This is a genomic window from Enterobacter sp. BNK-22 (assembly GCF_048684805.1).
GTDB lineage: Bacteria > Pseudomonadota > Gammaproteobacteria > Enterobacterales > Enterobacteriaceae > Enterobacter > Enterobacter quasiroggenkampii.
Window position 1 is genome coordinate 1,022,833 of record NZ_JBLQTT010000001.1, and the last position, 26,313, is coordinate 1,049,145.

The 26,313-nt window shown below is 56.7% G+C and carries 24 protein-coding genes and 1 pseudogene; 18 read left to right on the forward strand and 7 right to left on the reverse strand.

Annotation, left to right across the window (positions count from 1 at the left end; all coding sequences use genetic code 11):
- Nucleotides 1–4 precede the first annotated feature (4 nt).
- Complete coding sequence (locus ACMGGE_RS04705; RefSeq protein ID WP_262820817.1) at nucleotides 5–1,354, reverse strand: SrfA family protein; 1,350 nt, start codon at nucleotides 1,352–1,354, stop codon at nucleotides 5–7.
- Nucleotides 1,355–1,637: 283 nt separating this feature from the next.
- On the opposite strand from ACMGGE_RS04705, the gene ACMGGE_RS04710 reads away from it, so the two are divergent.
- Nucleotides 1,638–3,236 (forward strand): ABC transporter substrate-binding protein, encoded by a 1,599-nt coding sequence (locus tag ACMGGE_RS04710; RefSeq protein ID WP_045908830.1) that lies wholly within the window; start codon nucleotides 1,638–1,640, stop codon nucleotides 3,234–3,236.
- 100 nt (nucleotides 3,237–3,336) lie between these two features.
- Nucleotides 3,337–3,570, forward strand: coding sequence for a YdcY family protein (locus ACMGGE_RS04715; protein ID WP_008501298.1), 234 nt, complete (start codon nucleotides 3,337–3,339; stop codon nucleotides 3,568–3,570).
- A 3-nt stretch (nucleotides 3,571–3,573) separates the two neighbouring features.
- On the opposite strand, the gene ACMGGE_RS04720 is transcribed toward ACMGGE_RS04715, so the two are convergent.
- Together ACMGGE_RS04720 and ACMGGE_RS04725 are read right to left on the reverse strand one after the other, a co-directional pair.
- Nucleotides 3,574–4,023 carry a DMT family transporter gene (locus ACMGGE_RS04720; RefSeq protein ID WP_420293421.1) on the reverse strand — a complete coding sequence of 150 codons (450 nt, stop codon included), beginning with the start codon at nucleotides 4,021–4,023 and terminating at the stop codon, nucleotides 3,574–3,576.
- Nucleotides 4,020–4,538 carry a GNAT family N-acetyltransferase gene (locus ACMGGE_RS04725; protein WP_023292298.1) on the reverse strand — a complete coding sequence of 173 codons (519 nt, stop codon included), beginning with the start codon at nucleotides 4,536–4,538 and terminating at the stop codon, nucleotides 4,020–4,022. Before ACMGGE_RS04725 ends, ACMGGE_RS04720 begins: the two co-directional genes overlap by 4 nt.
- Before the next feature lie 148 nt (nucleotides 4,539–4,686).
- Between ACMGGE_RS04725 and ACMGGE_RS04730 the strand changes: the two genes are divergently transcribed.
- The 3 genes from ACMGGE_RS04730 (at nucleotide 4,687) to ACMGGE_RS04740 (ending at nucleotide 7,293) form a co-directional block, all read left to right on the forward strand.
- A complete protein-coding gene (locus tag ACMGGE_RS04730) occupies nucleotides 4,687–5,262 on the forward strand; it encodes a helix-turn-helix domain-containing protein (protein WP_008501301.1) in 576 nt (191 codons plus the stop codon).
- 65 nt (nucleotides 5,263–5,327) lie between these two features.
- On the forward strand, nucleotides 5,328–6,368 hold the full coding sequence (locus ACMGGE_RS04735; protein ID WP_420293422.1) for an NADP-dependent oxidoreductase: 1,041 nt from the start codon (nucleotides 5,328–5,330) through the stop codon (nucleotides 6,366–6,368).
- 256 nt (nucleotides 6,369–6,624) lie between these two features.
- Nucleotides 6,625–7,293 (forward strand): GntR family transcriptional regulator, encoded by a 669-nt coding sequence (locus ACMGGE_RS04740; protein ID WP_044596524.1) that lies wholly within the window; start codon nucleotides 6,625–6,627, stop codon nucleotides 7,291–7,293.
- 119 nt (nucleotides 7,294–7,412) lie between these two features.
- Here the strand turns inward: ACMGGE_RS04740 and pqqU are convergent, their stop codons facing one another.
- Nucleotides 7,413–9,527 carry a TonB-dependent receptor PqqU gene (pqqU, locus tag ACMGGE_RS04745; RefSeq protein ID WP_420293423.1) on the reverse strand — a complete coding sequence of 705 codons (2,115 nt, stop codon included), beginning with the start codon at nucleotides 9,525–9,527 and terminating at the stop codon, nucleotides 7,413–7,415.
- Nucleotides 9,528–9,769: 242 nt separating this feature from the next.
- Between pqqU and ACMGGE_RS04750 the strand changes: the two genes are divergently transcribed.
- Complete coding sequence (locus ACMGGE_RS04750) at nucleotides 9,770–10,831, forward strand: YncE family protein (protein WP_420293424.1); 1,062 nt, start codon at nucleotides 9,770–9,772, stop codon at nucleotides 10,829–10,831.
- Between the two features lie 92 nt (nucleotides 10,832–10,923).
- On the opposite strand, the gene ansP is transcribed toward ACMGGE_RS04750, so the two are convergent.
- A complete protein-coding gene (ansP, locus tag ACMGGE_RS04755; protein ID WP_008501774.1) occupies nucleotides 10,924–12,420 on the reverse strand; it encodes an L-asparagine permease in 1,497 nt (498 codons plus the stop codon).
- 304 nt (nucleotides 12,421–12,724) lie between these two features.
- Nucleotides 12,725–13,639, reverse strand: a complete 915-nt coding sequence (locus ACMGGE_RS04760) for a LysR family transcriptional regulator (protein ID WP_063621792.1) — start codon at nucleotides 13,637–13,639, stop codon at nucleotides 12,725–12,727.
- A gap of 108 nt (nucleotides 13,640–13,747) precedes the next feature.
- Here ACMGGE_RS04760 and ACMGGE_RS04765 point away from each other — a divergent pair, with 108 nt between their 5' ends.
- Nucleotides 13,748–14,146: a (R)-mandelonitrile lyase gene (locus ACMGGE_RS04765; RefSeq protein ID WP_420293425.1), complete on the forward strand. Its 399-nt coding sequence runs from the start codon at nucleotides 13,748–13,750 to the stop codon at nucleotides 14,144–14,146.
- Here the strand turns inward: ACMGGE_RS04765 and ACMGGE_RS04770 are convergent.
- On the reverse strand, nucleotides 14,143–15,678 hold the full coding sequence (locus ACMGGE_RS04770; protein WP_420293426.1) for a methyl-accepting chemotaxis protein: 1,536 nt from the start codon (nucleotides 15,676–15,678) through the stop codon (nucleotides 14,143–14,145). The genes ACMGGE_RS04765 and ACMGGE_RS04770 overlap by 4 nt on opposite strands.
- Before the next feature lie 340 nt (nucleotides 15,679–16,018).
- On the opposite strand from ACMGGE_RS04770, the gene ACMGGE_RS04775 reads away from it, so the two are divergent.
- The 11 genes and pseudogenes from ACMGGE_RS04775 (at nucleotide 16,019) to ACMGGE_RS04825 (ending at nucleotide 26,289) form a co-directional block, all read left to right on the forward strand.
- Nucleotides 16,019–16,558 carry an AAA family ATPase gene (locus tag ACMGGE_RS04775; RefSeq protein ID WP_048029836.1) on the forward strand — a complete coding sequence of 180 codons (540 nt, stop codon included), beginning with the start codon at nucleotides 16,019–16,021 and terminating at the stop codon, nucleotides 16,556–16,558.
- Nucleotides 16,559–16,668: 110 nt separating this feature from the next.
- Nucleotides 16,669–17,670, forward strand: a complete 1,002-nt coding sequence (locus ACMGGE_RS04780) for an LLM class flavin-dependent oxidoreductase (RefSeq protein ID WP_420293427.1) — start codon at nucleotides 16,669–16,671, stop codon at nucleotides 17,668–17,670.
- Nucleotides 17,667–18,788 carry an amidohydrolase gene (locus tag ACMGGE_RS04785; RefSeq protein ID WP_045908821.1) on the forward strand — a complete coding sequence of 374 codons (1,122 nt, stop codon included), beginning with the start codon at nucleotides 17,667–17,669 and terminating at the stop codon, nucleotides 18,786–18,788. The genes ACMGGE_RS04780 and ACMGGE_RS04785 overlap by 4 nt, the downstream gene beginning before the upstream one ends.
- 16 nt (nucleotides 18,789–18,804) lie before the next feature.
- Nucleotides 18,805–21,068 (forward strand): annotated as a pseudogene (locus ACMGGE_RS04790) (NtaA/DmoA family FMN-dependent monooxygenase).
- A 9-nt stretch (nucleotides 21,069–21,077) separates the two neighbouring features.
- Nucleotides 21,078–21,587, forward strand: coding sequence for a GNAT family N-acetyltransferase (locus ACMGGE_RS04795; RefSeq protein ID WP_008501765.1), 510 nt, complete (start codon nucleotides 21,078–21,080; stop codon nucleotides 21,585–21,587).
- Between the two features lie 9 nt (nucleotides 21,588–21,596).
- Nucleotides 21,597–22,523, forward strand: a complete 927-nt coding sequence (locus ACMGGE_RS04800; RefSeq protein ID WP_262805187.1) for an amino acid ABC transporter permease — start codon at nucleotides 21,597–21,599, stop codon at nucleotides 22,521–22,523.
- Nucleotides 22,507–23,280, forward strand: a complete 774-nt coding sequence (locus ACMGGE_RS04805) for an amino acid ABC transporter ATP-binding protein (RefSeq protein ID WP_048029837.1) — start codon at nucleotides 22,507–22,509, stop codon at nucleotides 23,278–23,280. The genes ACMGGE_RS04800 and ACMGGE_RS04805 overlap by 17 nt, the downstream gene beginning before the upstream one ends.
- Before the next feature lie 9 nt (nucleotides 23,281–23,289).
- Nucleotides 23,290–24,177 carry an ABC transporter substrate-binding protein gene (locus tag ACMGGE_RS04810; protein WP_262811396.1) on the forward strand — a complete coding sequence of 296 codons (888 nt, stop codon included), beginning with the start codon at nucleotides 23,290–23,292 and terminating at the stop codon, nucleotides 24,175–24,177.
- Nucleotides 24,178–24,218: 41 nt separating this feature from the next.
- Nucleotides 24,219–24,836 carry a glutathione S-transferase family protein gene (locus ACMGGE_RS04815; protein WP_090392456.1) on the forward strand — a complete coding sequence of 206 codons (618 nt, stop codon included), beginning with the start codon at nucleotides 24,219–24,221 and terminating at the stop codon, nucleotides 24,834–24,836.
- 37 nt (nucleotides 24,837–24,873) lie between these two features.
- Nucleotides 24,874–25,104 carry a tautomerase PptA gene (gene pptA / locus ACMGGE_RS04820; RefSeq protein WP_008501760.1) on the forward strand — a complete coding sequence of 77 codons (231 nt, stop codon included), beginning with the start codon at nucleotides 24,874–24,876 and terminating at the stop codon, nucleotides 25,102–25,104.
- A gap of 183 nt (nucleotides 25,105–25,287) precedes the next feature.
- On the forward strand, nucleotides 25,288–26,289 hold the full coding sequence (locus ACMGGE_RS04825) for a Kdo(2)-lipid IV(A) acyltransferase (RefSeq protein ID WP_420293428.1): 1,002 nt from the start codon (nucleotides 25,288–25,290) through the stop codon (nucleotides 26,287–26,289).
- Nucleotides 26,290–26,313: the final 24 nt, after the last annotated feature.

A 26,313-nucleotide genomic window follows, 5' to 3' on the forward strand; every position in this document is an offset into this window, starting at 1 on the left:
AGGATCAGGCACCTGCTTTCTTGAACGTCAGTGGGACGACGGTGTTGGCATCATAACGGGCGCGACATTCTGCGATATCGCTGGTGCCTGCTTTACAGGCAATTTCCGGCATCGGGTAGCGGGAACCGTCGGTGCAGCGGGCAGTGCCGCGACTCTTAATCATCAGCTCGCCATTGCTGTGCAGCCCGGAGAAGACCTCCGCGCGGCAGACAATGTTGTCGCCATGGACAACGCGGGCGAAACCTTTATTGTTCTGGATCTGATAGCGCAGCGACGGCGGCTTGCCGGTAACCGGATCTTTCACATCGAGGATGGCGCGCCAGGTGCCGTTCAGGAAGCGCGTCGATCCCGCTTTTACCTGATTCGCTTCCATCACCATGGCGTCTTTCGGGATGGCGACAATCACCACCGGAGCGGGCTGTGGTGCAGGAGCGGCCGGAGCGGCTTCTTTTTCTTTGCTGGCCACGACCTCCGCCTGATGCAGCGGTAGCTTCATCGCCAGCGGCTCAACCGCTTTGATCGGTTTTGGCGCAATCTCCACAGGTTCAGGTGTGGGAGCCGGGGCGGGCTCAGCGGAAGGTGCCTGTTTTGGCCACAGCAGCGGGGCGGCAATGGCAGCGACGATCACGGCGGCAACCGGCAGGGTCCACAGGGGAACGCGGCGCTTTTTCACGACGTTCGCTGGAGCAGGCGCTTGAACAGGTTGTGCAACGGCGGCGGCCGGTTCGGGCTCATACAGCTCCTCCGGCGTAATACGCACCACCGTGGATGGGGCGATCAGCGGCTCGTCAGCGTGCTCAAAGGTCATCACCGGCTCTGGCTCAGGCTCGGGTTCAGGATCGTCAATCACAACGGGGGCTGGCTCAGGGATCAGCGATTCACGCAGGCAGTCGAGGACATCGTCGCGCGCGTTCTCGTTCAGGTTTACAAACCCCCAGAAGCTGATGACCGGCTTTCCGTCCACCAGGAAGAGGAAGTTTTCGCCCGGAAACTGAAACGCCTTTGACAGCAGAGAGCCAAAAAGCTGTTGCGCGGTTTTAGGCGACTGCAGGCATTTCTTGCTTAATGACTCGACGCTGGCGAGCGTGTTTTCCAGATAGCGCAGGGCGCGATAGCGATCATCTTCATCGGCCGCTTTCCAGCTGATTACGCTCCCTTCAATCGGGGAATACCAGTCCACGCGGTCGCCACTGTCGTTGACCTGAGGAATCGCCAGACAGTCGACGATGGCCTGTTGTTTGCGCAAACGGAGCGCTTCACGGATTTGCAACGCTGATTCGAAAACGGCTTGTCCGCCGCCGCCAACGGCCTGAAAATCATCCAGATTACCGCTGCGTAAAAGAGTTTTTGCCACGATTTGATCCCATATACTTCTTCACACCATTACTTTAACGAAACGAGGATGCAAACAAACGGAGGAAGAGACGCTAAAAGCGCCGATTTCTTGCGGCATAGAAAGTGACGGTTGTGCTTGACGAATAATGGCACTTAAGGCAAATCATCTTTTTGAGCGCTGGCGGTTAAAACAGCAAAAAACGCGGCTTTAGAATAACCTGATAGTGTTTCGTTATTTGCCAGGTCAAAACGCCTGTGCTGTTATTACTGTCCTATATAATAAAACTGTCAGGGTTATAACCATGTCTACAGGGAAAACACTGCTCGCCCTTGCGCTGAGCGCGCTGTTACCAGCCGGTGCCGCATGGGCGGCAAATAACGACACCCTTATTTACTGTTCAGAAGCCTCCCCCGAGTCCTTCAACCCGCAAATCGCCAGCTCTGGCCCGTCTTTTGTGGCCAGCTCTCAGGTGTTGTATAACCGTCTGATCAATTTCGACCCGGTGAAAAACACCCCGGTGCCGTCGCTGGCGGAGTCCTGGACGATTTCGCCGGACGGCAAGACCTATACCTTTGCCCTGCGTAAAGGGGTGAAGTTCAACAGCAACAAATACTTCAAACCGACGCGCGATTTTAATGCCGATGACGTTATTTTCTCGGTCATGCGTCAGAAAGACCCTAAACACCCGTACCACAACGTGTCGCAGGGCAACTACGAGTACTTTAATGATGTCGGTCTCGATAAGCTGATCCAGGACGTTAAAAAGGTCGATGATTACCATGTCCAGTTCACCCTCAGCGAACCCAACGCCGCGTTTCTGGCCGACTGGGGGATGGATTTCGCCTCGATTCTCTCCGCTGAATACGCCGACGCAATGCTGAAAAAAGGCACGCCTGAGAACGTGGACACCTGGCCGATTGGCACCGGGCCTTACGTGCTGCAGCAGTACAAAGTGGATTCGCTGATCCGCTACGTCGCGAACCCGAACTACTGGGAGGGCGAGGTGCCGACGAAGCATCTCATTTTCTCCATTACGCCAAACGTGGAAACTCGCCTGGCGAAGCTGCAGACCAACGAGTGCCAGATCATTCCTGCGCCATCCCCGGTTCAGTTTGACGCCATCAAAAACAACAAAGACCTGACGCTGCACTCGGTCGATGCGCTGAACGTCGGTTATCTGGCGTTTAACACCGAGAAAAAACCGTTTGATAACGTGCTGGTGCGTCAGGCGCTCAACTACGCGACCGACAAGAAGGCCATCGTTAATGCGGTGTTTATGGGATCGGGCACGGTGGCAAAATCGCCGATCCCGCCAAATATGCTGGGCTTCAATAAAGACCTGAAGGACTACAGCTACGATCCTGAAAAGGCGAAAGCCCTGCTGAAGCAGGCGGGTCTGGAGAAGGGCGCGGAAGTCACGCTGTGGTCAATGCCGGTTCAGCGTCCGTATAACCCGAACTCGCGTCGTATCGCGGAGATGATCCAGAGCGACTGGGCAAAAGTCGGCGTGAAGGCCAAAATTGTCTCCTACGAGTGGGGCGAATATCTCTCCGGAATGCGTAAAGGCGAGCATGATTCCGCGCTGTTTGGCTGGATGTCCGACAACGGCGACCCGGACAACTTTGCCGATGTGCTGCTCGGCTGCAACAGCATTAAAACCGGCTCAAACGCCGCGCGCTGGTGCGATAAGGGGTATGATGCCCTGGTACAAAAAGCGAAGCTGACCAGCAGCCCGGCTGAGCGCGCCAAGCTCTATGGCCAGGCGCAGGAGATTTTCTACCAGCAGGCGCCGTGGATCGCGCTGGCCAACGGGAAAACGTTCTACGCGACCCGCAGCAATGTGACCGGGTACAGCGTAAGCCTGATGGGCAGCGATTTCTCGAAAGCGAAGCTGAACTAAGCCTTTTTAGCCGGGTGGCGGCTACGCCTTACCCGGCCTACATTTGGCACCCGTAGGCCCGGTAAGCGTAGCGCCACCGGGCACATAACAAGGAGTGACAATGTCACATTTAAACGAAGTTATCGCCCGCGTCGATGCCGCCATCGAAGAGAGCGTCATTACCCACATGAACGAGCTGCTGATTGAATTAAGCGATGATGCAGAGCTCAGCCGTGAAGATCGCTACACCCAGCAGCAGCGTCTGCGCACCGCGATTTCGCACCACGGTAAGCAGCATAAAGAGGAGATGGACGCGCGTGAGGAACAGCTGACGAAAGGCGGCACCATACTGTAACGATCAAAACTGGCGTCGCGCCACCAGCCAGGCCCCGACCACCAGCATCACCGCGCCGCACACCGGGCCGATCAGGGCGCGCAGCGGGATGCCATGGCTCCTCAGCACGTCCAGCACCAGCCCGCCAATCAGCTGGCTTGCGACCAGCACGGCGATGGTCGTCGCCGCGCCAACACTCTGATAGCCGCTGATGCTGGCAAACACGAAAAACGACCCCAGCAGCCCCGGGATAAGCGTCCACCAGCGCACCGTCGCGGCCAGCTCGCTGAACCCGGCCACGCCCTGTTTCAGCAGAAGAATACCGACAAATAGCACGATGCCGACCAGCGAATTCAGCAGCATCGCGATGAGAATGGTGGAGGAGGACTGGGTGATACGCACCATCAAAGTGTTTTGCACCACCAGACCGATGCCCGCCGCGACCAGAAACGCCAGCGTCAGTGACTGATTCATGGGATCGCGTCCGGATCGCTGCGCTCGTCCAGCTGCAGCTGCATAAAGGTTAAGTCCAGCCAGCGGCCAAACTTGGTTCCCACCTGCGGCATTTGTCCCGTCGTCACAAAGCCGAGCGTTTCATGGAGATGAATCGAGGCATGGTTTTGCGCTTCAATGCCGGCCACCATCACGTGTTTCCCAATGGCGCGGGCCTCGTTAATCAGCGCCTTCATCAGCGTGCGGCCAATCCCTTTGCCCTGATGGGCCGGGTGGACATAGACCGAGTGCTCAACCGTATGACGGAAGCCGTCAAAGGCGCGCCAGTCGCCGAAAGAGGCGTAGCCGGTGATTACGCCGTCCTCTTCACTTACCAGAACCGGGTAGCCCGCAAGCGAGCGCGCCTCAAACCAGGCGATTCGGTTATCGGTATCGACGGTTTTATCGTTCCAGATCGCGGCTGTGTGCAGCACCGCGTGGTTGTAAATCTCGCCTATCGCAGCGCAGTCTTCTTTGCAGGCATGACGAACGATCATGATGAAGCCTCTATGTGTTGTTCACTATAGTATTACGTTATCGCTACGATATTACACAACTGTATCGCCCGATCGCTACGGCATAAGCCATATTTTTTTGTTATCAAAAGCCCATTGAATTGCCGTTCATACACTATAGTATGACGTCATGAACACCATAACAGACACAATGAATCAACGGATTAGCGCAAGAATTCGCCTTGAACGCGAGTCTCGCGGATGGTCCCTCAGCGAGCTGGCGGACCGGGCAGGGGTCTCCCGCGCCATGATCCATAAGATAGAGCGCGGGGACAGTAGCCCGACAGCCACCTTGCTTGCCCGCCTGTCGGGCGCGTTTGGCATCAGCATGTCAACGCTGATTGCCCGGGCCGAAATGCAGGAGGGCAAGCTGCTGCGCCTGGCAAACCAGCCCGTCTGGCGCGATCCGCAGACGCACTACCTCCGCCGCCATGTTTCTCCCCGTACCGATCTGCCCATCGACCTTGTTCAGGTGGAACTGCCTGCGGGAAGCGACGTTCCGATGCCGGCTTCTTCTTACGCGCTGGCGCGTCAGCTTATCTGGCTGCAGTCCGGCGAGCTGGTGTTTCAGGAGGGCGACACCCGCCACGAGATGCACGCCGGAGACTGTCTTGAGCTGGGGCCGCCTAATGACTGCCGGTTCATCAACGAGACGAATGAAACCTGCATCTATCTGGTTGTACGCCTCAATCAGTCTGGCTCGTAATGCTAATGCGATAACGCTGAACGTGAGCCAGGCTGTAATGACATTTGTCCCAGAAGGAGATCCTGATGAATCACTCTGTTTCGCATAACCGCCGCTGGGTGCTGGCCTCTCGTCCACAGGGCGCACCGGTCGCGGAAAATTTTCGTCTGGAAACGCAGCCTGTCCCGGAACCGGGTGCGGGGCAGCTTTTGCTTCGTACCGTCTGGCTGTCGCTGGATCCTTATATGCGGGGTCGCATGAGCGACGCGCCATCCTATTCACCGCCGGTTGAGATCGGTGCGGTGATGGTGGGGGGAACGGTCAGCCGCGTTGAGCAGTCAAACCATCCCGACTTCAAAGCCGGTGAATGGGTGCTGGGCTACAGCGGCTGGCAGGAGTATGAACTTTCGGACGGCAGCGGCCTGGTGAAGCTGGGCGAAAATCCGTCTCATCCTTCCTGGTCGCTGGGCGTACTGGGCATGCCGGGCTTTACCGCCTATATGGGGCTGCTGGATATCGGGCAACCGAAAGCGGGTGAAACGCTGGTGGTGGCTGCGGCGACCGGCCCGGTTGGCGCGACAGTAGGGCAGATCGGCAAAATCAAAGGTTGCCGGGTGGTCGGCGTAGCTGGTGGCCCAGAGAAATGCCGCCATGCCGTTGAGGTTCTCGGCTTTGACCTGTGTCTGGATCACCATGCGGCGGATTTTGCCGACCAGCTGAAACACGCCTGTCCGAACGGTATTGATGTCTATTATGAAAACGTCGGCGGGAAAGTGTTTGATGCCGTGCTGCCCCTGCTGAACACCTCCGCGCGCGTGCCGGTGTGTGGCCTGGTGAGCGGCTATAACGCGACGGGCCTGCCTGACGGGCCGGACCGCCTGCCGCTCCTGATGGCGACCCTTCTCAAGAAACGCATTCGTATGCAGGGCTTTATTATCGGCCAGGATTATGGACACCGCATTCATGAGTTCCAGGAAGAGATGGGGCTCTGGGTGCAGGAGGGGAAAATCCACTATCGCGAACAGGTGACGGACGGGCTGGAAAATGCTCCCGAGGCGCTGATTGGCCTGCTGGAAGGACGAAACTTCGGCAAAGTCGTGATTCGCGTCGCGAGTGACAATAAATAAAGCGCACAATGGCGGGGTTTCCCGCCATATTTATTTGTGAAGATACGATATATTGTCTTTAATTACTGGACACGGTTTTTCGCGCCATCATCCCGGATGAGCCCGAAAACGATAAAAAAAATGATGTTTGCTTTTTTTTGCTGTTTTACGTACTTCCCACCACCAGGCATGACGATACAGGATATATCGTACCGGCGCCGTTTTATTAAAACTGGCGTTTAAAAATAGCATTAAGTTTTAGCTACAGGAATTCCACATGCTTGATTTGGATCACTTAGAAAAAGCCCAAAGGGTTAGCCTTACTATGCAGGTTGAACACAGTTTGAAAGGGGCGTTAATTACAGGCTCCCTCAAACCAGGAGCACGACTGATTACGAAAGAGATTGCTGATAAATTAGGCACCAGTATTACGCCGGTCCGCGAAGCGCTGCTGCGTCTGGTCTCCTCAGGCGCACTTCACGCCACGCCAGCGCAGGCTTTTCTGGTCCCTGAGGTAACGCTGGAGCGTTATAACGAGATTAACGCCATCCGAAAACAGCTTGAGCCAATGGCGGTTGCCGCAGCATGCCAGAATATGTCAGACGGCAAGCTGGAGGCGTTGCGCAAAATGTCAGAGGCCTTCCATGAGGCTATGCGCAATGGAAACGTTCAGCAGGCCTTGCATGCGAATCGTGTCTTCAGGTTTACGCTTTATCAGTATGCGGAAATGCCGACGCTTAATGCCTTAATTGAACAGCTATGGGTCCGCATCGGCCCCTGTATGAACTATCTGCACCAGGAGCTTAGCGACATCAAAACGGCAACATATCACTATGACGAGCTTCTTTCAGCCCTTGAGCGGAGAGATGTGGAGGCCAGCCAAAAGGCGATTGATAAGTTGATTGATGAAGCGGATTCTCTTTTACAGCGACAATATTTTAACTGAGAGATTATTTATCAGAGCGACTATATACCGCCGCTAATTATTTATCTGGTGAATAACTCCTGATGGCTTATTGCCATCAGGAGGGTTATTTCATTTATAAAATAAACTTTTCTTTTTTCTTACTCGAAGCGATAAGAGACCGACAGCCCGACGCCATAGTTACGGCCTGGTGCAGGCTCGTAATAACGACCGTTGGACTCGTTGACAATAACCGATCCCGCGTACTCTTTATCGAACAGGTTATCGACGCGGCCAAAGACGTCCATTCCCCAGTTGCCGTAGTTAAACTTATACCCGGTATTCAGCCCAACTACCGTATAAGACGGCGCTTTCGCGGTGTTTTCGTCGTCGGCCATGATATCGCTCATGTAACGCACGTCCGTGCCCGCGTACCAGCCTTCCTCCGGCTGCCAGCCAAACGAAGCGAAGCCCATGTTGCGCGCAATCCCCGGCATACGGTTACCGTTACAGTCTGCGTCGCTGCAGACGTTAGTCCGGTAGGTGGCATCCAGATACGTCCACGCCATCTTCAGCTTCCAGTTCTCCGCGAACTGCTGATCCAGGGAAACTTCCACACCCTGACGGCGGGTTTTCCCGGCATTTTTATAGGTTGTGCGGCCGCCGGAACTGGAGTCCACCACGATCTCATCGTCCGTATCGGTGCGGAACAACGCCGCCGTCAGCAGACCGTTGCCGATTCGGGTTTTGCTGCCCACTTCATACGTGTTATTCGTGGATGGCTTCAGGCCAATATTCAGACCGCCCTGATTATCGGCACGATAGGAGAGTTCGTTGATGGTTGGCGTTTCAAACCCACGCCCTGCGGCTGCGTAGAGGTTCCACCCGTCAGTCACCGCATACTTCACGGCGCCCGCTGGGAGCCATTTGTGATAGCTCGCGTCACCGCTGTCATCGCCGTTGCCCGGCGTAACGTAATGGTCATTGGAATCAAACCAGACCGAACTGTAGCGAACACCCGCATCGACAGAGAGTTTCTGCGTCAGCTGCCAGCTGCTCTGCAGATAAGGATCGACGTTCCACATTAGGTTGCGTTCGTCGCGACGTTTATCGCCTTTGACGCCGTAGTCCGGCACCCCGTTGCTCATCACGAAGTTCTCGTAGCCGCGACGATCTTCACTCAGGTTTTCGTAGTTCAGACCGGTGGTAAAGGTCACCGGCACCAGCAGCTCGCCGCGGTGCGTCCAGCGGGTATCCACGCCCTGATAGTGGCGTTGCATATCAATCACCCCGCCGGAGTGAGTGGCTTTTAGCTGCGGCTGATACGGAATCGACTGGTACTGCGTCATTTCACGCTCGCCGGCGTACATCATCACGCTCAGGTCATCCTGGGTGCTGAGCTGGCGATCGTAGCGCAGACCGGCCTGGGTCTGCTTGATAGTCTTGCGGGTGTTGTACTGATCGCCGCGCGGCGACTGGCGCGGATTGTCCCGCCACTCCTGATAATTCAGTCCACCCGGATCGTTGGCCTTCATGTCCACGCTGTTGAAGATCAGCGTCAGCTTGCTGACGTCATCAATGCGCACGCCCAGCTTCGCGTTGGCAAGATTCTTACGCGCGCCGCTGTGGTCGCGGTAGCCTTTGGTGGTGAAACGGGTGGTGGAAACGGTGTAATCCACATCGCCCGCGTGGGTGCCATCACCCATCGCGCCGGTGGCTTTCATGCCATAGCGCCAGGTACCGTAGCTGCCGTAATAGCTGCTCGCTTCGATGGTCGGCGGCTGCTGACCGGTCTGGGTGTTGATGTTAATCACGCCGCCGGAGGCGTTACCGTACAGAGCTGAGAAGGGGCCGCGCAGCACTTCAACGCTCTGTACGCTGGAAAGATCGATGTTGGAGGTCTGGCCCTGTCCGTCCGGCATGGTGGCTGGGATACCGTCGACGTACATACGGATACCGCGCACCCCGAAGGTTGAGCGAGCGCCAAATCCGCGCATCGACAGCTGGAGATCCTGGGCGTAGTTCTGACGGTTCTGGATTTGCAGTCCCGGGACGCTGCCAAGGGATTCAGACAGGTTGATGCGGGGTGCAGCCTGGCGCATATCATCGCCATTGACGACGCTGACCGCTGCCGGGGTATCGAGTTCCGATACGGTTTGCGGCGTGGCGCTGACGATCATGGTCTGTTCCTCTGCGCTCATGGCGGTGAGCGGCGCAAAAATAACAGGAACCAGCAGCAGCGGGAGAGAAGCCTTACGGGCAGAAATGATTTTCATGAATAAAACCGGTTGTGGTATGTAAACGAACCAAATGGAACATGTCCATACATGTTAAAGGTTTTGTAAATGTTTTGAAAACTATAACCGCACATTGCGTTAATGAAAGGCGAGAGGGGAAAGAAAAACTCCACATTCATCTGATTAATGATTACTATTCTCATTATCAAAAGGCAATGCCATGACGTTGTCTGCCGGAAGTGATGTCAGCCCAAACCCCACTTTTCAGAAAAGGAATTGTTATGTCTTTACGTCATCTGTGCTCGCCGCGTCTGAGCCTGTCACTGCTGTCTGTCACTTTACTGCTTGCCGGGACGTTCCAGGTGCATGCCGCCGAAGAGGTGCTGCGTAAAGCGGTGGGCAAAGGGGCGTATGAAATGGCCGTGAGCCAGCAGGAGAATGCGCTGTGGGTGGCGACCTCGCAAAGCCGTAAAACCGACAAGGGCGGGATTGTTTACCGTCTTGATCCGGTCACGCTGGACGTGACGCAGGCGATCCATAGCGATCTCAAACCCTTTGGTGCCACCTTTGACAACGCGACCCAAACGCTGTGGTTCGGTAATACGATCAACGGCGCGGTAACCGCGATTGATGCAAAAACGGGGGACGTAAAAGGGCGACTGGTGCTGGACGGGCGTCAACGCAGCGAAACCGTCAAACCGCTGCAGCCGCGCCAACTGGTGGTGGATGACGCAAGCAACACGATTTACATCACCGGTGTCGGTAAAGAGAGCGTGATTTGGGTGGTGGATGGCGCCACGCTGAAGCTAAAAGAGACCATTGCCAATACCGGTACTTACAGCACCGGCCTGGCGCTGGATGCGCAGGCGAAACGTCTGTACACCACGAATGCGGACGGCGAGCTGTTAACCATTGATACGGCAACGAACAAAATCCTGAGCCGTAAAAAAGTGCAGGATGACGGGAAAGAGCACTTCTACCTGAACCTGAGCCTCGATACAGCCGGTCAGCGCGCGTTCCTGACCGATTCAAAACAGCCGGAAGTGCTGGTGGTGAGCCTGAAAGACGGCAGCGTGATCGAGAAAATCGCCGCGCCGGAATCCCTGGCGGTCCTGTTTAACCCGGCCCGCAATGAAGCCTACGTGACGCACCGTGAAGCCGGCAAGGTGAGCGTGATTGATGGGAAAACGTATAAGGTGACTAAAACGTTCGACACGCCGGTCTACCCGAACAGCCTGGCGCTCTCTGCGGATGGCAAAACCCTGTACGTGACGGTGAAACAAAAATCTACCCGCCAGCAGGAAGCGACCCAGCCTGACGACGTGATTCGTATCGCGCTGTAAGATGGGAATTGCCCGGTGGCGCTGCGCTTACCGGGCCTACAAAATAATGAAATGTAGGCCGGGTAAGGCGAAGCCGCCACCCGGCTTTTTTATTAACGCGAGGTTTCTTCCACCAACGGCGCGTCGTGTTTTTCATCATCAGGATGAACCGGCGCGGTGCTGTGAATTTCATGAACGCGTTTACGCACGCCGAACCAGCCCGCAATCAGCAGCACGGCCAGCAGTGGAATGGTCGCGATGGTGTAGGTGCCGTTCGGGTAGTCGAACGCCATCAGCACCAGCACGCTGAACAGGAAGAGCAGGGTGAGCCAGGACGTTACCGGCGCGCCAGGCAGCTTGAAGCTGACGTCAGCGGCTTTGCCTTCTTTAATCGCCTTGCGCAGACGCATCTGGCAGACCACGATAAAGCCCCAGGATGCGATAATCCCGAGTGCAGCCACGTTCAGAACGATTTCGAACACCTGAGATGGGACGAGGTAGTTCAGGAACACGCCGAAGACATAGACCACCAGCGTCGCCAGAATACCGGCGTACGGCACATGCTGCTTGCTCATCTTGGACATGAACTTCGGTGCAGAACCGCCCATCGACATGGAGCGCAGGATACGACCGGTCGAGTAGAGGCCGGAGTTCAGGCTTGAGAGCGCCGCCGTCAGCACCACGATGTTCATGATGCTGCCCACGTAAGGCACGCCCAGCTTAGAGAAGAAGGTCACGAACGGACTCTGGCCCGCCTGGTAGGCGTTCCACGGCAGCAGCAGCACCAGCAGCACCACGGAACCGACGTAGAAGAGACCGATACGCCAGATCACGCTGTTGATGGCTTTTGGTACCATCGTCTGCGGATCTTTACATTCACCTGCTGCGGTACCCACCAGCTCGATGGAGGCGAAGGCGAACACGACGCCCTGAACCAGAACCAGCGCAGGCAACAGACCGTGCGGGAAGAATCCGCCGTTATCGGTTATCAGGTGGAAGCCGGTGGCATTGCCATCCAGCGGCTTACCGCTGCCGAGGAAGACGGTACCCACGACCAGGAACACCACGATGGCCAGCACTTTTACCAGCGCAAACCAGAACTCCATCTCCGCGAACCACTTCACGCCGATCATGTTCATGGTGCCGACAATCGCCAGCGCGCCAAGCGCAAAGACCCACTGCGGCACATCGCCAAACGCGCCCCAGTAGTGCATATACAGCGCAACGGCGGTGATATCGACGATACCGGTCATCGCCCAGTTGACGAAGTACATCCAGCCCGCGACGTAAGCGGCTTTTTCACCGAGGAATTCACGGGCGTAAGAGACGAAGCTGCCGCTGGAAGGGCGATGCAGTACCAGTTCGCCCAGTGCACGAAGAATGAAGAAAGAGAAGATCCCGCACACCAGATAGACCAGGGCGAGAGCCGGGCCAGCCATCTGCAGGCGTGCACCAGCACCTAAAAACAGACCCGTTCCGATAGCGCCGCCGATGGCGATCATTTGAACCTGACGGTTGCCCATCGCTTTGTGGTAGCCCTCTTCGTGGGAGTTCAACCAGCGACGTTTAGCAGCATGATGATCGGCTGCGCTTTTATTGCTTGTTTTCATTGAGTTACCTGTTTGCCTGTCTGAACCATTATCGTGATAGTCCTGCCTGGCAGAGCGCAATACAAACGATTGCTTCTGCGCAAACACATGTCGCCTCCCCAGTCATTCTGCGTATGGATAAGGCGAAACATGGCGAGGCATCCTACCTGCAATTCATAAGCGACGCAAAATATAACCGTGCCGAAAGTGATGCACGTCGAAGGAAATCGTGTGGTCAGAGCAGACGGGGATCACAACACGCTGAAACGTGATGAGTTTTTAGTCAAAACAATGGCGGGGTTGATTATTTAATCATCAGATTATCTTAATTATTACCAGATGGTATAAATTTTTGCTGCTGCAGGGCATCGAGAAGTAACCTGAACGCGGTTGTGTGCTGCCGACGGCTCGGATAATAGAGGTGATATCCTTCAAACGTGGGGCACCACGATTCAAGGACCCTGACCAGCCTTCCCTGATTCAGAGCGTCCAGAACCGAGGACTCGGGCACGTAGGCTAATCCGAGACCATTCTCCGCGGCGTCGATGCGCTGCGACAGGTTATTCAGCGTAAGCTGTCCGTCAACCCGCACGCGAAGCTCGCGCCCGTCACGCTCAAATTCCCAGTCATACAATCCCCCTCGGGTGGGCAGGCGGAGATTGATACAGCGGTGTTCACCCAGTTGCTCCGGCACGAGCGGCACGCCAAAACGAGCCAGGTAATCCGGGGAGCCGACGACCGCCATGCGCATGTCCGGCGCAATCCGCACCGCAATCATGTCTTTTGCCACCTGTTCACCCAGGCGAACCCCCGCGTCGAAGCGGCCATCTACGATATCTGTCAGGCCATTGTCGATCGTCACTTCAACGTTAATGTCAGGATACTGCAGCATAAAAGGCTTCAGTACCGGCCAGAGCACGGCGTCCATCGCGTGCTCGCCGGCGACGATGCGGATAGCGCCTGCGGGTTTGTCGCGGGTGCTGCGAAGCGCCGTGAGTTCCTGTTCGATCTCCAGCAGATGCGGGCTGAGGCGCGAAAAAAGCTGCTCACCCGCAGGTGTCGGAACCACGCTGCGGGTTGTGCGGGTTAACAGACGAACGTCTAATCGCGCCTCAAGCTTGCGCATCGCATGGCTCAGTGCCGATTGCGAGACGCCCAGCTGCGCCGCTGCGCGCGTAAAGCTGCGCTCGCGGGCCACCACCATAAAGGAGAGCAGATCGTTGAAATTATCTTTTAGCATCGAGGTTCTATTTATGAGTTTCAGTCATGTGTCCTATCTGATTATGCACCCTAATGCTCCCGAGCGCTTTGCGCTACTGTTAACGCAACAGTCAACGAGGAGCAAAAGATGAAAATTATCCGCAGCGGTTCATTACCGTCAGTACGAGGACCGGAAGCCTGGTTTACCGGGGCTGTTCGGATTGACGCGCCCTTTCAGGCGACCGAACCTACCAGCGTCGGCGGGGCAACCGTAACCTTTGAGCCGGGCGCGCGCACGGCCTGGCATACGCATCCCCTGGGACAAACGCTGATTGTGACGCAGGGTCGTGGCTGGTTACAGGAGTGGGGCAAAGAGGCGGAAATCCTGAATCAGGGCGATATCGCCTGGATCCCACCCGGCGTGAAGCACTGGCACGGCGCAAGCGCGCAAACGGCGATGACGCATCTCGCCATCGCCGAAGCGGTAAATGGCAGCCCGGTAACATGGCTGGAAAAAGTGACCGACGAGCAGTACCCGAACGGCTAACCGCCAAAAACGGCAATCGCCTGCTGCAGGCGCGTCGTCCGCTGCGTCAGGTTATTCGCGGCGTGAGTGACGTTATCCACCATCCCCGTATTGCTCTGGGTCATTGTGCCGATACGGGAGAGGGAGGCGTTAATCAGCGTCAGCGCCTGAGTTTGCTCCTGCGTGGCGAGGCCAATCTCCTTAATCAAGGTGGAAACCTGCAGAACATGGTCGATCATGACCGTCAGCTGTGATTCGGTTTGTACTACCTTCTCAACGCCAGCGTTGACGCTGGCAACGTTTTTCTCGATCAGCACTTTGATCTCTTTCGCCGCCGTCGCGGAGTGCTGTGCAAGATTGCGCACCTCAGCCGCGACCACGGCAAAGCCGCGGCCGGCTTCACCGGCGCGCGCCGCTTCCACGGCGGCATTCAGCGCAAGAATATTGGTCTGGAAGGCAATACGATCGATAACGCTGATAATATCGACGATCTGGCCGTTATCCTGCGAAACGGACTGCATCATACCGATGGTCTCTTTCATCATCGCTTCGCCGCAGTGGGCGCTCTCGCGGGTGCGATCCGCCATCTGAATCGCCTCGTTCACGGTTTCGGCCGTCTGCTTCACGGCGCTGGCGATCTCTTCCACCGCAGATGCGGTTTGCTGCAAGAAATCTGCAGTTTCCTCAGAGCGCGTCTGCAGCGCCGCACCTTCTTTCGCGACCTGCTGGCTGATGGTGCCAATACCGCTGATTTGCGCCCCGACATCATCAACCAGCGAGTTCAGGTTTAAACCAGACTGATTCACCAGGCGCATCATCAGCCCGATATCATCGATCCTGTCAAAATGGTAATAGTCCGTTTTACGTCCTGAAACCACGCGCTGCATCTGTTGAACAATGGATTTTACCGGCCGGGCGATCTGCACATGAAGATAAAAGGACAGCGCAGAAAAAAGCAGCACCAGAGTGGTGGCCTGAACGAGACGATCGCGGAATAAATACATCGCCAGGCAGGAAAGTAACGCTGTCGCAGTAATACCAAGCTGAATTCGTTTTCCGGTACTGAGACATTTAAAGAGCGACAAAAAGGAAAATAAACCGCGCCGAACAAACAGTCCTTTATAAAAACGGTACTGTTTTAATTCATTATTCCGTACTTTTGCATACAGATTTTCACTGGCCGCGATCTCCTCCCGTGAGGGGATATTGCGCACCGAAATATAGCCGGTCAGGGATCCCCCCTGCCAGACCGGCGTCACGTTGGCACGCACCCAGTAGTGATCGCCATTATGACGACGATTCTTCACCAGCCCTGTCCAGGTCTCACCCTGCTGGAGGGTAAACCACATGTCGCCAAACGCTTCGGCAGGCATGTCGGGATGGCGGATGAGGTTATGCGGCTCACCCAGAAGATGCTCTTCTTTATATCCGCTGGCTTCTATAAAAGCGGAGTTGGCATAAGTTATATGACTTTTTGTATCGGTGGTGGACATTAACGTCGAACCAGCGTTAAGTAAATACTCGTTTTGTGTAACGGGGGTGTTACGCCTCATGAGTAACTCCATGATGTTGTGCAAGAATAAAAACCCGGAAAGCGCTCCGGCAAGATAAAAGTGATTATTTTAATAACGATCTGTGCATATTCTCGCTGAAATTGAGAACCTCCGAAATACCCGGTATCCATTATTTTTAATATGTTAATGTTGTCGAATGTAATAAAATTGAAAATATTTTAGTGGGTGTTATTTTGAATCGATTTAAATAAATGACATAAGCCAAACTGCAAGAGGGAGATCGCCTCCCTGGAAAAATTGTCATGCTGAAATAGCGTTTCGTTAACAGAATGAAAACGCTATGATTTGGTCTCATTTTCGTGAATACAGGGAGGCTGAGATGAAAATTAACGTCATAGGAACCAGCGGGAGTGGAAAAAGCACGCTGGCGAAGCAGATTGCGACCGAACTGGCTATTCCCTGTATCGAGATGGACAGACTCTACTGGCGCTCTGACTGGCAGGGCACGCCGGACGACGAATTTCAGGCAAAGCTGGCGCAGGCGCTACAGGCTTCGCCAGACTGGGTGCTTGACGGTAACTACAACCGCACGCGGCCTGTGAAATGGCGCGATGTCGATGTGGTGGTGTGGGTGGATTACGGGTTTACCCGCACCCTCTGGCAGGCCGTCACGCGAGCAATAAAGCGGGCCTGGCATAAGCACGAGCTCTGGCCGGGAACGGGGAATAAAGAGAGTTTCCGGCGCGCGTTCTTCAGCAGAGAATCCATTATCATCTGGACGATGAAAACCTGGCGTAATAACCGTACGCGCTATGAAGCCGATCTGCAAAACCCGCAATATAGCCATATTCGCTTCGTCCGCATTACCCGTCGGGAGCAGGTGGAATCGCTGATTGCCTCCTTAAAGTCTTATTCTTAGCAGGGTTTTTTATATCTGTTTTCCGGCAAACTAAATGTAAATTAATTGTTTCTCAGTGGTGAAATGCGCCTTTAATAATGTCGACATGTTAAGTCAAACGAGAACGCAACATGTCATGGCGAATCAGCATTCTGGATAAAAGCCCCATAGCTGAAAACGAAACGGCTGCCGATGCACTGGCGCGTACCCTGGCGCTGGCGCAGCAGGCAGAAAATCTGGGCTATCACCGCTTCTGGATTGCCGAACACCACAACACCCCACAGCTTGCCAGTCCTTCGCCGGAGCTGCTGATTGCCTGGATCCTCGGGCAAACCACGCGCATTCGCGTCGGGTCAGGCGGCGTAATGCTTCAGCACTACAGCCCCTATAAAGTCGCCGAGAACTTCAACGTGCTGGCCGCGCTGGCGCCTGGCCGCGTCGATCTCGGCGTCGGGAAAGCCCCCGGCGGATTACCGCTCTCAACCCGCGCGCTGCAGCAGGGCCTGAATCAACAGGAAAAGGGCAGCTTTGCCGAACAACTGGCCCAGCTTGACCGCTGGATCCGTCCTGAGCATCACGCTATTGAAGAGGCCGTCCGCGCCACGCCGCTGCCGCAGTTGCCTGCTGAGGGTTTCCTGCTGGGCGCGAGTACCGAAAGCGCGCTGCTCGCCGCCAGGCTCGACTGGCACTTTGTGTTTGCCGCACACCTGAACGGTGACCCGGAACTGCTGCGCGAGGTGGTATCGACCTGGCGCGAGAACAGCGCGCGTGACGTGATAGTGGCGGTGCAGGCGATTGTCGCGCCGACGCAGGCTGAGGCAGACGCGCTGGCGCAGAAGGTCGAAGTGTGGGGCGTTGAGCTGGCAAACGGGCAGCGTGTCACCGTGGCCAGCGAAGAGCAGGCCTACGCGTTTGCACGCCAGGCGGGCAGTGAGCCGGTGCGCATTGCACGTCGGGCGCAGTCGCTGCTGGCGGGCACCGCTGAGTCGGTAGTGGAACAGCTCAACGCGCTGCATCAGCAGTGGGGCATTGACGAATTTATCATCGACACGCCGGTAGCGGAGGGGGCTACGCGCGTTGCGTCGCTGCGACTGCTTGCCGGGGCGCGTCTTAACAAGGAGGTCACCGTATGAGTTTTGGCGAACAACTGATTGCCTGGCGCCGCGAACTGCACCAGAACCCGGAGCTGTCCGGCCAGGAGGTCGAAACCACCGCGCGCCTGCGCCAGTGGCTGACCAACGCCGGGATCACCCCACAGCCTTACGACCTGTCGACCGGGCTGGTGGCGGAAATCGGAACGGGCAGCAGGCTGGTTGCGCTGCGTGCCGACATTGACGCGCTGCCGATCGAGGAGCGCAGCGGTGTGCCGTTTAGCTCACAGCATGCAGGGGTGATGCACGCCTGCGGACACGATATTCACACCAGCGTCATCCTCGGCGCCGCGTTAAAGCTGAAAGAGCGGGAGGCCTCGCTTAACGGCCGGGTGCGTATCCTGTTTCAGCCTGCTGAAGAGAACTTTGGCGGTGCGAAGAGCATGGTGCGCGCCGGTGCCCTGCGCGATGTCAGCGCGATTTTCGGTATGCACAACGAGCCCGGCCTGCCGGTCGGTGAGTTCGCCACCCGCGGCGGGCCGTTCTACGCCAACGTCGACCGCTTTGTGATCCGCATTACCGGCAAAGGCGCGCACGCCGCACGTCCTCATGAAGGCAACGACGCGATTGTGCTGGCGAGCCAGCTGGTAACGGCGCTGCAAAGCGTCGCCAGCCGCAACGTCAACACGCTGGATTCGGTGGTGCTGAGCGTGACCCGCATTGCGGGCGGCAACACCTGGAACGTGCTGCCGGAAAGCGTCGAGCTGGAAGGCACGTTGCGAACCCATCGCACGGAAGTGCAGCAGAATGTGAAAGCCCGCGTGGGCGAAATCGCCGCCGGTTTTGCCAGCGCCTTCAGCGCGCAGATTGATATCACCTGGTATGCCGGGCCTACCGCACTGGTCAATGACGAGCGCTGGGCTGATTTTGCCACCTCGGTCGCGCGTGAGGCCGGATATGAAACCCGGCACGCGGAACTGCATATGGGCGGGGAGGATTTTGCGGTCTATTTGCAGTCTGTTCCTGGCGCGTTTGTCAGCATTGGCAGCAACAGTCCGTTTGGTTTACATCACCCGGCCTTTAACCCGGATGAAGCACTGATTGAGCCCGCCGCCCGCTATTTTGCACAGCTTGCGGAAAAAGCCCTGCAACACGTTTAATTCAGGAGAGGTAAATATGTCTGCAACACGACAATTGCGGCTGGGCACCATTCTGCATGGTGCATCCGGGAATATGTCCGCCTGGCGCCATCCTGCAGCGATCGCCGACGCCAGTATTAATTTCGACTTTGTGAAAGCGACGGCGTTAAAGGCCGAGGAAGGGAAGCTCGATTTTCTCTTCGTGGCCGATGGCCTCTATATTAACGAGAAATCGATCCCCCATTTTCTGAATCGTTTTGAACCGTTAACCGTGCTTTCCGCACTGGCCAGCATCACCTCGCGCCTGGGGCTGGTGGGAACCTTATCCACCTCCTACAGCGAGCCCTTCACCACGGCGCGCCAGTTCGCGAGCCTCGATCACCTGAGCAACGGCCGCGCGGGCTGGAACGTGGTGACCTCGCCGCTGGAAGGGTCGGCCAAGAACTTTTCCCGCGAAAAACACCCCGAGCATGCGCTGCGCTACCGGATTGCGGATGAGTATCTCGACGTGGTGAAAGGGCTGTGGGATTCCTGGGAAGGGGACGCGTTTATTCGTAACAAAGAGAGCGGCCAGTTTTTTGACCCGGCGAAACTGCATACGCTCGATCACCACGGTGACTTCTTCCAGGTCGCCGGTCCGCTGAATATTGGCCGCACGCCGCAAGGTCGCCCGATTGTCTTTCAGGCCGGGGCGTCGGACGACGGGAAAAAGCTGGCGGCGAAACATGCCGACGCCATTTTCACCCACCACGAGACGCTCGATGAGGCAAAAGCCTTTTACCGCGACGTAAAACAGCAGCTGGAAACAAACGGCCGCCGCGCGTCGGATCTCCATATTTTCCAGGGCGTCAGCGTGATTGTGGGGAAAGATGCCGATGATGTGGAAAACCAGTACCAGACCACGGCGGCGCTGGTGTCGATTAATGACGCCCTCAATTACCTCGGGCGTTATTTTGAACATCACGACTTCAGCCAGTATCCGCTCGACGAGCCGTTCCCGGATATCGGCGACTTAGGCAAAAATAGCTTCCGCAGCACCACCGATGAAATCAAGCGTAACGCCCGCGAACGCAACTTAACCCTGCGTCAGGTGGCGCTGGAGGCCGCTTCGCCGCGCCCGCGCTTTTCCGGCACGCCGGAGGAGGTAGCAGACGGTCTTCAGGCCTGGTTTGAAGGCTATGCCGCAGACGGCTTCATTATTCAGGGCGGCACGCCGGACACCTTCCCGCGCTTTGTTGACCAGGTGGTGCCCATTCTTCAGGCCCGCGGCCTGTTCCGTACCGACTACCCGGGCACCACGCTGCGTGAAAGCCTTGGCTTAGACCAACCGAAAAACCAGTACACACAACAATAAAAGAGAACCCCGCTATGCAGAAATCATCGCTTATTCTGGCGCTCGCGCTGGCCTTTACCCCTGCCGTCTGGGCAGAGAACGTCAATATTAACGGCACCGGTGTGAGCATCGAGGCCAATAAAACCCCGATTAACACCGCGAAAAATAGCGAGGCGGTAGCCCAACTGCCGAAAGACTATCGCTTTGCCGTGCCGGGGAAATTTACCGTTGCGGTGGCGGGACTCAATCAGCCGCCGCTGACGGTCTTCTCCGACGACAACAAAACGCTGCTGGGAAGCGAAGTTGACGTCGCGCGTCTGGTCGCCGACAGCCTCGGGCTGGAGCTCAATGTGGTGCCCACCTCCTGGGAGGACTGGCCGCTGGGCGTGGCGTCCGGGAAATACGATGCCGCCATCAGCAACATCACCGTCACTAAAGAGCGCAAACAGAAGTTTGATTTTGCTACCTATCGTAAGGATTCCCTCGGCTTTTACGTGAAATCCACCAGCCCGATTACGTCGCTGCAGAAGGCGGAAGACATCGCCGGGCTGAAGATTATCGTCGGCTCCGGCACCAACCAGGAGGCCATCCTGCTGGCATGGAATGCCGAAAACCTGAAGAAGGGGCTGAAGCCCTTTACCCCGATCTACACCAAAGACGATGCGGCCCAAACCCTGGCGCTGCAGTCCGGACGCGCGGATGCCTACTTTGGCCCGAACGTGATTGGCGCATGGAAAGCGGCGCTGAACGGGAAAACCAAACTGGTGGGCAGCGTCGACGGCGGCTGGCCGAAGGCGGCACACATCGCGGTGACGCTGAAAAAAGGCAGCGGACTGGTTGAGCCGGTGCAAACCGCGCTGAACGGCGTCATCAAAAACGGCGATTACGACAAAGTGCTGAACCGCTGGGGGGAAGGGGTTGAGCGCATTCCTCAGTCCGAAGTGAACCCGGCTGGCCTGGGCGATTAAGGAGGCGTAATGAGCGAACGATTTCGTGATGTATCACCGGAAGATGCCGAACTTCAGCCCATTATCGAGGGGCTGTTCGGGGAATATGCGGCCCGCTACGGGGACTACTTCTCTAAAGACGCGGAAGTGGAGCTCACCGAGTGGTATCTGGCGCCGCAGGGGCTGTTTATCGTCCTGGAGCGCGACGGGAAGATTATCGCCACCGGCGCGTACAAACCGTTCGACGAACGCACCGCGGAAATCAAACGTATCTGGACGGACAAAACCCTGCGTCAGCAGGGGCTTGCCGGGCGCGTGGTGCAGGAGCTGGAGCGCAGGGCGGTGCTGGCAGGCTATAGCCAAATCTACCTGACAACCGGCTTTCGTCAGCCGGAAGCGGTCAGGCTCTATCTTAGCCAGGGCTATCAGCCGCAGTTCGATCTGAACCGCGATCCGGAAGAGTATAGCCAGCCGCCGTTTGACGGTCGGCTGCGTTTCACCAAAACGCTGGTACGTGAAGCGTTCAGTAAAACCGCATGAGGAACGACGATGAGCAACGTTGAAACCATTAAGGTGGTCCCGGCGCGTTATCCGCTGCGGGCCGTCGGCGCCGCGGTGGCGCTGTTTGTCCTGGCGGTCGTGATTCAGTCCGTAGCCTTTAACCCGCGCTGGGAGTGGACGGTGTTCGCCCGCTGGTTCTTCGACCCGGTGATCCTCGAAGGTGTCGGGCAGACCCTGCTGCTGACGCTGATCGGTACCGCGCTGAGCGTGGTGTTTGGCGGCATGCTGGCGCTGGCGAGACTCTCGTCATCCTGGCTGCTGAGCAGCCTGGCGTGGGCGTACATCTGGCTGTTTCGGTCGCTGCCGCTGATCGTCGTGCTGATTATCCTGTACAACTTTTCCTATCTCTACGACACGCTCTCGCTCGGCGTGCCGTTTACCAGCATCACCTGGGGCAGTTTTGAAACCATCAACGTGCTGGGGCAGTTCTCTACCGCCGTGGTGGGGCTAACGCTGGTGCAGAGCGCCTATACCGCCGAGATCATTCGCGGTGGTTTCCTCGGGGTCGATCACGGGCAGTATGAGGCCGCCGCCGCGCTCGGTCTGCCGGCCTGGCGCCGCACGGTGCGCATCATTTTGCCTCAGGCGCTGCGTACCATTCTGCCGTCGGGGTTCAATGAAATCATCAGCCTCGCCAAGGGCACAGCGATGGTGTACGTCCTGGCAATGCCGGAGCTGTTCTATACCATCCAGATGATCTACAACCGCACGCAGGAGGTGATCCCGCTGCTGATGGTTGGTGCCGCCTGGTACCTGGCGATCACCACCGTCCTGTCCGCTATCCAGTACGGTGTTGAACGCGCACTTGCCCGCAGCGAACGCCGCTCTGCGGTTAATCAGAACCGTGCCGCCCGTCGTACCCGTTCTGTCACCACCACGCCAGCACAGGAGCCTATCCATGCAAGCCTCTCCTGAAGGACATATCTCGATTACCGGCGTCAGCAAATATTTTGGACGCCATAAGGCGCTCGACAACGTGTCGCTTGAGATCCCGCCGGGATCCGTGACGGTCATCCTCGGGCCGTCCGGGTCGGGAAAATCGACGCTGCTGCGTACCATTAACCACCTGGAGCGCGTCGACGAAGGCTTTATTCAGATCGACGGGGACTACATTGGCTACCGTCGTCAGGGCGACAAGCTCTACGAGCTGAAGGAGAAAGAGATCCTCAAACAGCGCGTCAACGTGGGCTATGTGTTTCAGAACTTCAATCTCTTTCCCCATCTCACGGTGCTGGAAAACCTGATTGAAGCGCCCATCGCGCATAAAAAGCTCAGCAAAAGAGAGGCGGTGGAAAGAGCGTACAGCCTGCTGGACGTGGTCGGGCTGCGGGACAAAGCCGATGCCTGGTCCCGCCATCTCTCCGGCGGCCAGCAGCAACGCATTGCGATTGCCCGCGCGCTGGCGTTACGTCCCCGCGTGATGCTATTTGATGAACCCACCTCGGCGCTGGATCCGGAGCTGGTAGGGGAAGTGCTGGACGTAATCAAAAAACTGGCCCGGTCCGGCACTACGCTGGTGGTGGTCACTCACGAGATCGGCTTTGCCCGCGAGGTGGCGGATCAGGTGGTGTTTATGGTCGACGGAAAAATCGTGGAACAGGGCAGCAGCGACGCGGTGTTGAACCGCCCGTCGCACGCGCGAACGCGCCAGTTCCTGTCAAAAGTGCTGTAAGGAGCGCAGATGAAATATGGACTTCTGGCAGGACTGCTTTTTACGACGGCGAGCCACGCCAGCATCGATCTGAAAGCCAACGAGCAGCCGCTGCCGGTGACGGTGGATCGGCAGGCCGTGGCGAAAATCCCCGCCGGTTATAAATTCGTTGAGCCAGGTACGCTGACGGTCGCCGTCTCGATGCTGAACTCCCCGCCGCTGGCGCTGCTGGCCAGCGATAACCGCACGCGGATCGGCAGCGACCCGGATATTGCCCGCCTGCTGGCGGGCAGCCTGGGGCTGAAGCTAAAGCTGGTGCCGACGGCGTGGGAAGACTGGCCGCTGGGAATCGCTTCCGGGCGCTACGACGTGGCGCTGGTGAACATTGCGGTGACCGAACAGCGTAAAGAGAAGTTTGATTTTGCGACCTACCGCGTCGATTCGCTGGCATTTTCGGTGAAATCCACCAACGAGATTCAGTCAATCAAAAGCGCGGAAGATCTGGCCGGGAAAAGGGTGATTGTCGGCTCGGGTACCAATCAGGAGCGCATCCTGCTGGGCTGGAACGAAGAAAATAAAAAGGCGGGGCGGGCGCCTGCGCTGCCGGTCTATCTTCACGACGATGCCTCAGGCAATCTCTATATCCAGTCCGGCAGGGCGGATGTGTTCTTTGGCCCCCAGTCGGTTTCAGCTTACAAAGCGGCGCTCACCGGCAAAACCCGCGTGGTCGGTTTAGGGCCGAAGAAAGCTTATGTCGCCACCACGACCAAAAAAGGCAATCAACTGGTTTATGCCCTGCAGGCCGCGCTGAACGGTGCGATTGAGCGCGGAGAGTACCAGAAGGTGCTGGCGCGCTGGGGCGAGCAGGGCGAAGCGGTGGCGCAATCGGAGGTCAACCCGCCTGGGATAACATACTAATGGTGCTCTACACTTAGGATTTTCACTCCTGAGAGGGCAACATGATTAAACTTTATGGCGTACCCGGCTGGGGCTCGGCAATCAGTGAGGTGATGCTGACCCTGGCTGATATCCCTTATCAATTTATCAACGTGGATGGGTTTGACCAGCCCGGTCCGCAGCGTGAATTGCTGCACAAGCTCAATCCGCTGTGCCAGGTGCCGACGCTGGAGCTGGAAAATGGCGCCATCATGACCGAAACAGCGGCGATTGCCCTGATGGTGCTCGACCGGTGTCCCGATCTTGCTCCACCCGTGGGGCAGGCAGAGCGTCAGCAGTTTCAGCGTTTGCTCATCTGGTTTGTGGCCAACGTCTATCCCACGTTTACCTATGCAGACTATCCCGAACGCTGGGTGCCGGATGCGCCGGAACAGCTGCAGAAAAACTGCATCGAATACCGGAAATCTCTTTATTTGTGGTTCGAAAGCCAGCTTAAGGCTGCCCCGTTTGCGCTGGGGGAACGGCTGACGCTGCTGGATGTGTATATTGCGGTAGCGCGCACCTGGGGGCCCCGTCACGCCTGGTTTGCCGAAAATACCCCTAAATTCACGGCGATTGCGGACGCCGTATGTCAGCGACCGGAACTGCACAAGGTGTTAAAGGCAAACAATATTATCTGATAACGTGGAACCCTCATTCACAACCGGAAGCCTGTACATGCCACACGTAGATATCAAATGTTTTCCCCGTGATTTGAACGACGAACAAAAAGCTGCCCTGGCGGCAGATATTGCCGACGTGATTATTCGCCATTTCAACAGCAAAGACAGTTCCGTGTCGGTGGCGTTGAAGCAGATCGCGCCTGAAGACTGGAAGGCGCAGGTCTGGGATACCGAAATTGGACCGAAGCTGGAGGAGCTTATTAAGAAGCCCGGGTATTCGATGTAAGATCTTCTGCCGGGGAGCGAATAAATCCTCCCCGGCTTGTTTTCCCGTTTTCGCAAAAATCGATAAAAATGCGTTTTGTCTTATCCGCTACACTTAACGTTTCTGACTGGCATATTATTCATCCTTAGGAAAGATCTTCAACAGAATCAATTAAGGACAGACACGTTAAAGGATAATTTTCTGATGACAAAATTACCCCGTTTTTCATTCGCCTTTCTTCATCCCCGTTACTGGCTAAGCTGGGCCGGCATTGCGGCTCTGTGGCTCATCATGCTGCTCCCTTATCCGCTTCTGTTCAGAATCGGTCATGGCCTGGGGCGACTGGCGATGCGCTTACTTCCTCGCCGCGTCGAGATTGCCCGCCGCAACCTGGAACTTTGTTTCCCGGAGATGAAAAAGGATGAACGCGAGTCATTGCTGCAGCGTAATTTTGAATCGGTAGGAATGGGGGTGATTGAAACCGGGATGGCATGGTTCTGGCCTGCGTGGCGGGTGAAGAAATGCTTTACCGTGCAGGGGTATGAGCACATGGAAAAGGCGAGGGCGCAGGGAAAAGGCGTGGTGCTGGTGGGGATGCATTTTCTGACGCTTGAGCTGGGCGCGCGGATATTTGGCATGCTCAACCCCGGTATCGGGGTGTATCGCCCTAATAACAATGCTCTGCTGGACTGGCTTCAAACGCGCGGACGTCTGCGTTCCAACAAAACCATGCTCGATCGCCATGATTTAAAGGGCATGATCCGCTCGCTGAAGCAGAATGAAATTTTGTGGTACGCCCCGGACCACGACTATGGCAAAACCAACAGCGTGTTTGTGCCGTTCTTTGCGGTGCCGGATGCCGCAACGACGGCGGGCAGCTATATGCTGGTCAAAAGCGCTAAGCCTGCCGTCATCCCCTTTGTGCCGCGTCGCAGGGCGGATGGCACCGGTTACGAGCTGATTATTTTGGAGGATATCAGTGAGGCGTTGCAGGGCGGCGATAAAGAAGCCGTGGCGACGCAGATGAACAGGGCAATTGAGCAGGCCGTACGCATGGCCCCAGAGCAGTATATGTGGCTGCACCGTCGCTTCAAAACCCGTCCTGAAGGGGTACCTGATCGGTATGCCCGTCTGAAACAGGCGGCAACTCGGGGTGATAGTCTCTCCGCCAGCGATTTTTCTGACCGCTCAGGCATACAGCACTAACACCACAGCGATGCCCTCACCCTG

Coding starts and splice junctions, on each gene's coding strand:
- ACMGGE_RS04825 (WP_420293428.1), top strand. CDS start 25,288: ATGACAAAATTACCCCGTTTTTCATTCGCCTTTCTTCATCCCCGTTAC.
- ACMGGE_RS04730 (WP_008501301.1), top strand. CDS start 4,687: ATGAACACCATAACAGACACAATGAATCAACGGATTAGCGCAAGAATT.
- ACMGGE_RS04735 (WP_420293422.1), top strand. CDS start 5,328: ATGAATCACTCTGTTTCGCATAACCGCCGCTGGGTGCTGGCCTCTCGT.
- ACMGGE_RS04805 (WP_048029837.1), top strand. CDS start 22,507: ATGCAAGCCTCTCCTGAAGGACATATCTCGATTACCGGCGTCAGCAAA.
- ACMGGE_RS04795 (WP_008501765.1), top strand. CDS start 21,078: ATGAGCGAACGATTTCGTGATGTATCACCGGAAGATGCCGAACTTCAG.
- ACMGGE_RS04725 (WP_023292298.1), bottom strand. CDS start 4,538: ATGATCGTTCGTCATGCCTGCAAAGAAGACTGCGCTGCGATAGGCGAG.
- ACMGGE_RS04715 (WP_008501298.1), top strand. CDS start 3,337: ATGTCACATTTAAACGAAGTTATCGCCCGCGTCGATGCCGCCATCGAA.
- ACMGGE_RS04765 (WP_420293425.1), top strand. CDS start 13,748: ATGAAAATTATCCGCAGCGGTTCATTACCGTCAGTACGAGGACCGGAA.
- ACMGGE_RS04800 (WP_262805187.1), top strand. CDS start 21,597: ATGAGCAACGTTGAAACCATTAAGGTGGTCCCGGCGCGTTATCCGCTG.
- ACMGGE_RS04710 (WP_045908830.1), top strand. CDS start 1,638: ATGTCTACAGGGAAAACACTGCTCGCCCTTGCGCTGAGCGCGCTGTTA.
- ACMGGE_RS04815 (WP_090392456.1), top strand. CDS start 24,219: ATGATTAAACTTTATGGCGTACCCGGCTGGGGCTCGGCAATCAGTGAG.
- pqqU (WP_420293423.1), bottom strand. CDS start 9,527: ATGAAAATCATTTCTGCCCGTAAGGCTTCTCTCCCGCTGCTGCTGGTT.
- ACMGGE_RS04780 (WP_420293427.1), top strand. CDS start 16,669: ATGTCATGGCGAATCAGCATTCTGGATAAAAGCCCCATAGCTGAAAAC.
- ACMGGE_RS04785 (WP_045908821.1), top strand. CDS start 17,667: ATGAGTTTTGGCGAACAACTGATTGCCTGGCGCCGCGAACTGCACCAG.
- ACMGGE_RS04775 (WP_048029836.1), top strand. CDS start 16,019: ATGAAAATTAACGTCATAGGAACCAGCGGGAGTGGAAAAAGCACGCTG.
- pptA (WP_008501760.1), top strand. CDS start 24,874: ATGCCACACGTAGATATCAAATGTTTTCCCCGTGATTTGAACGACGAA.
- ansP (WP_008501774.1), bottom strand. CDS start 12,420: ATGAAAACAAGCAATAAAAGCGCAGCCGATCATCATGCTGCTAAACGT.
- ACMGGE_RS04760 (WP_063621792.1), bottom strand. CDS start 13,639: ATGCTAAAAGATAATTTCAACGATCTGCTCTCCTTTATGGTGGTGGCC.
- ACMGGE_RS04750 (WP_420293424.1), top strand. CDS start 9,770: ATGTCTTTACGTCATCTGTGCTCGCCGCGTCTGAGCCTGTCACTGCTG.
- ACMGGE_RS04810 (WP_262811396.1), top strand. CDS start 23,290: ATGAAATATGGACTTCTGGCAGGACTGCTTTTTACGACGGCGAGCCAC.
- ACMGGE_RS04740 (WP_044596524.1), top strand. CDS start 6,625: ATGCTTGATTTGGATCACTTAGAAAAAGCCCAAAGGGTTAGCCTTACT.
- ACMGGE_RS04770 (WP_420293426.1), bottom strand. CDS start 15,678: ATGAGGCGTAACACCCCCGTTACACAAAACGAGTATTTACTTAACGCT.
- ACMGGE_RS04720 (WP_420293421.1), bottom strand. CDS start 4,023: ATGAATCAGTCACTGACGCTGGCGTTTCTGGTCGCGGCGGGCATCGGT.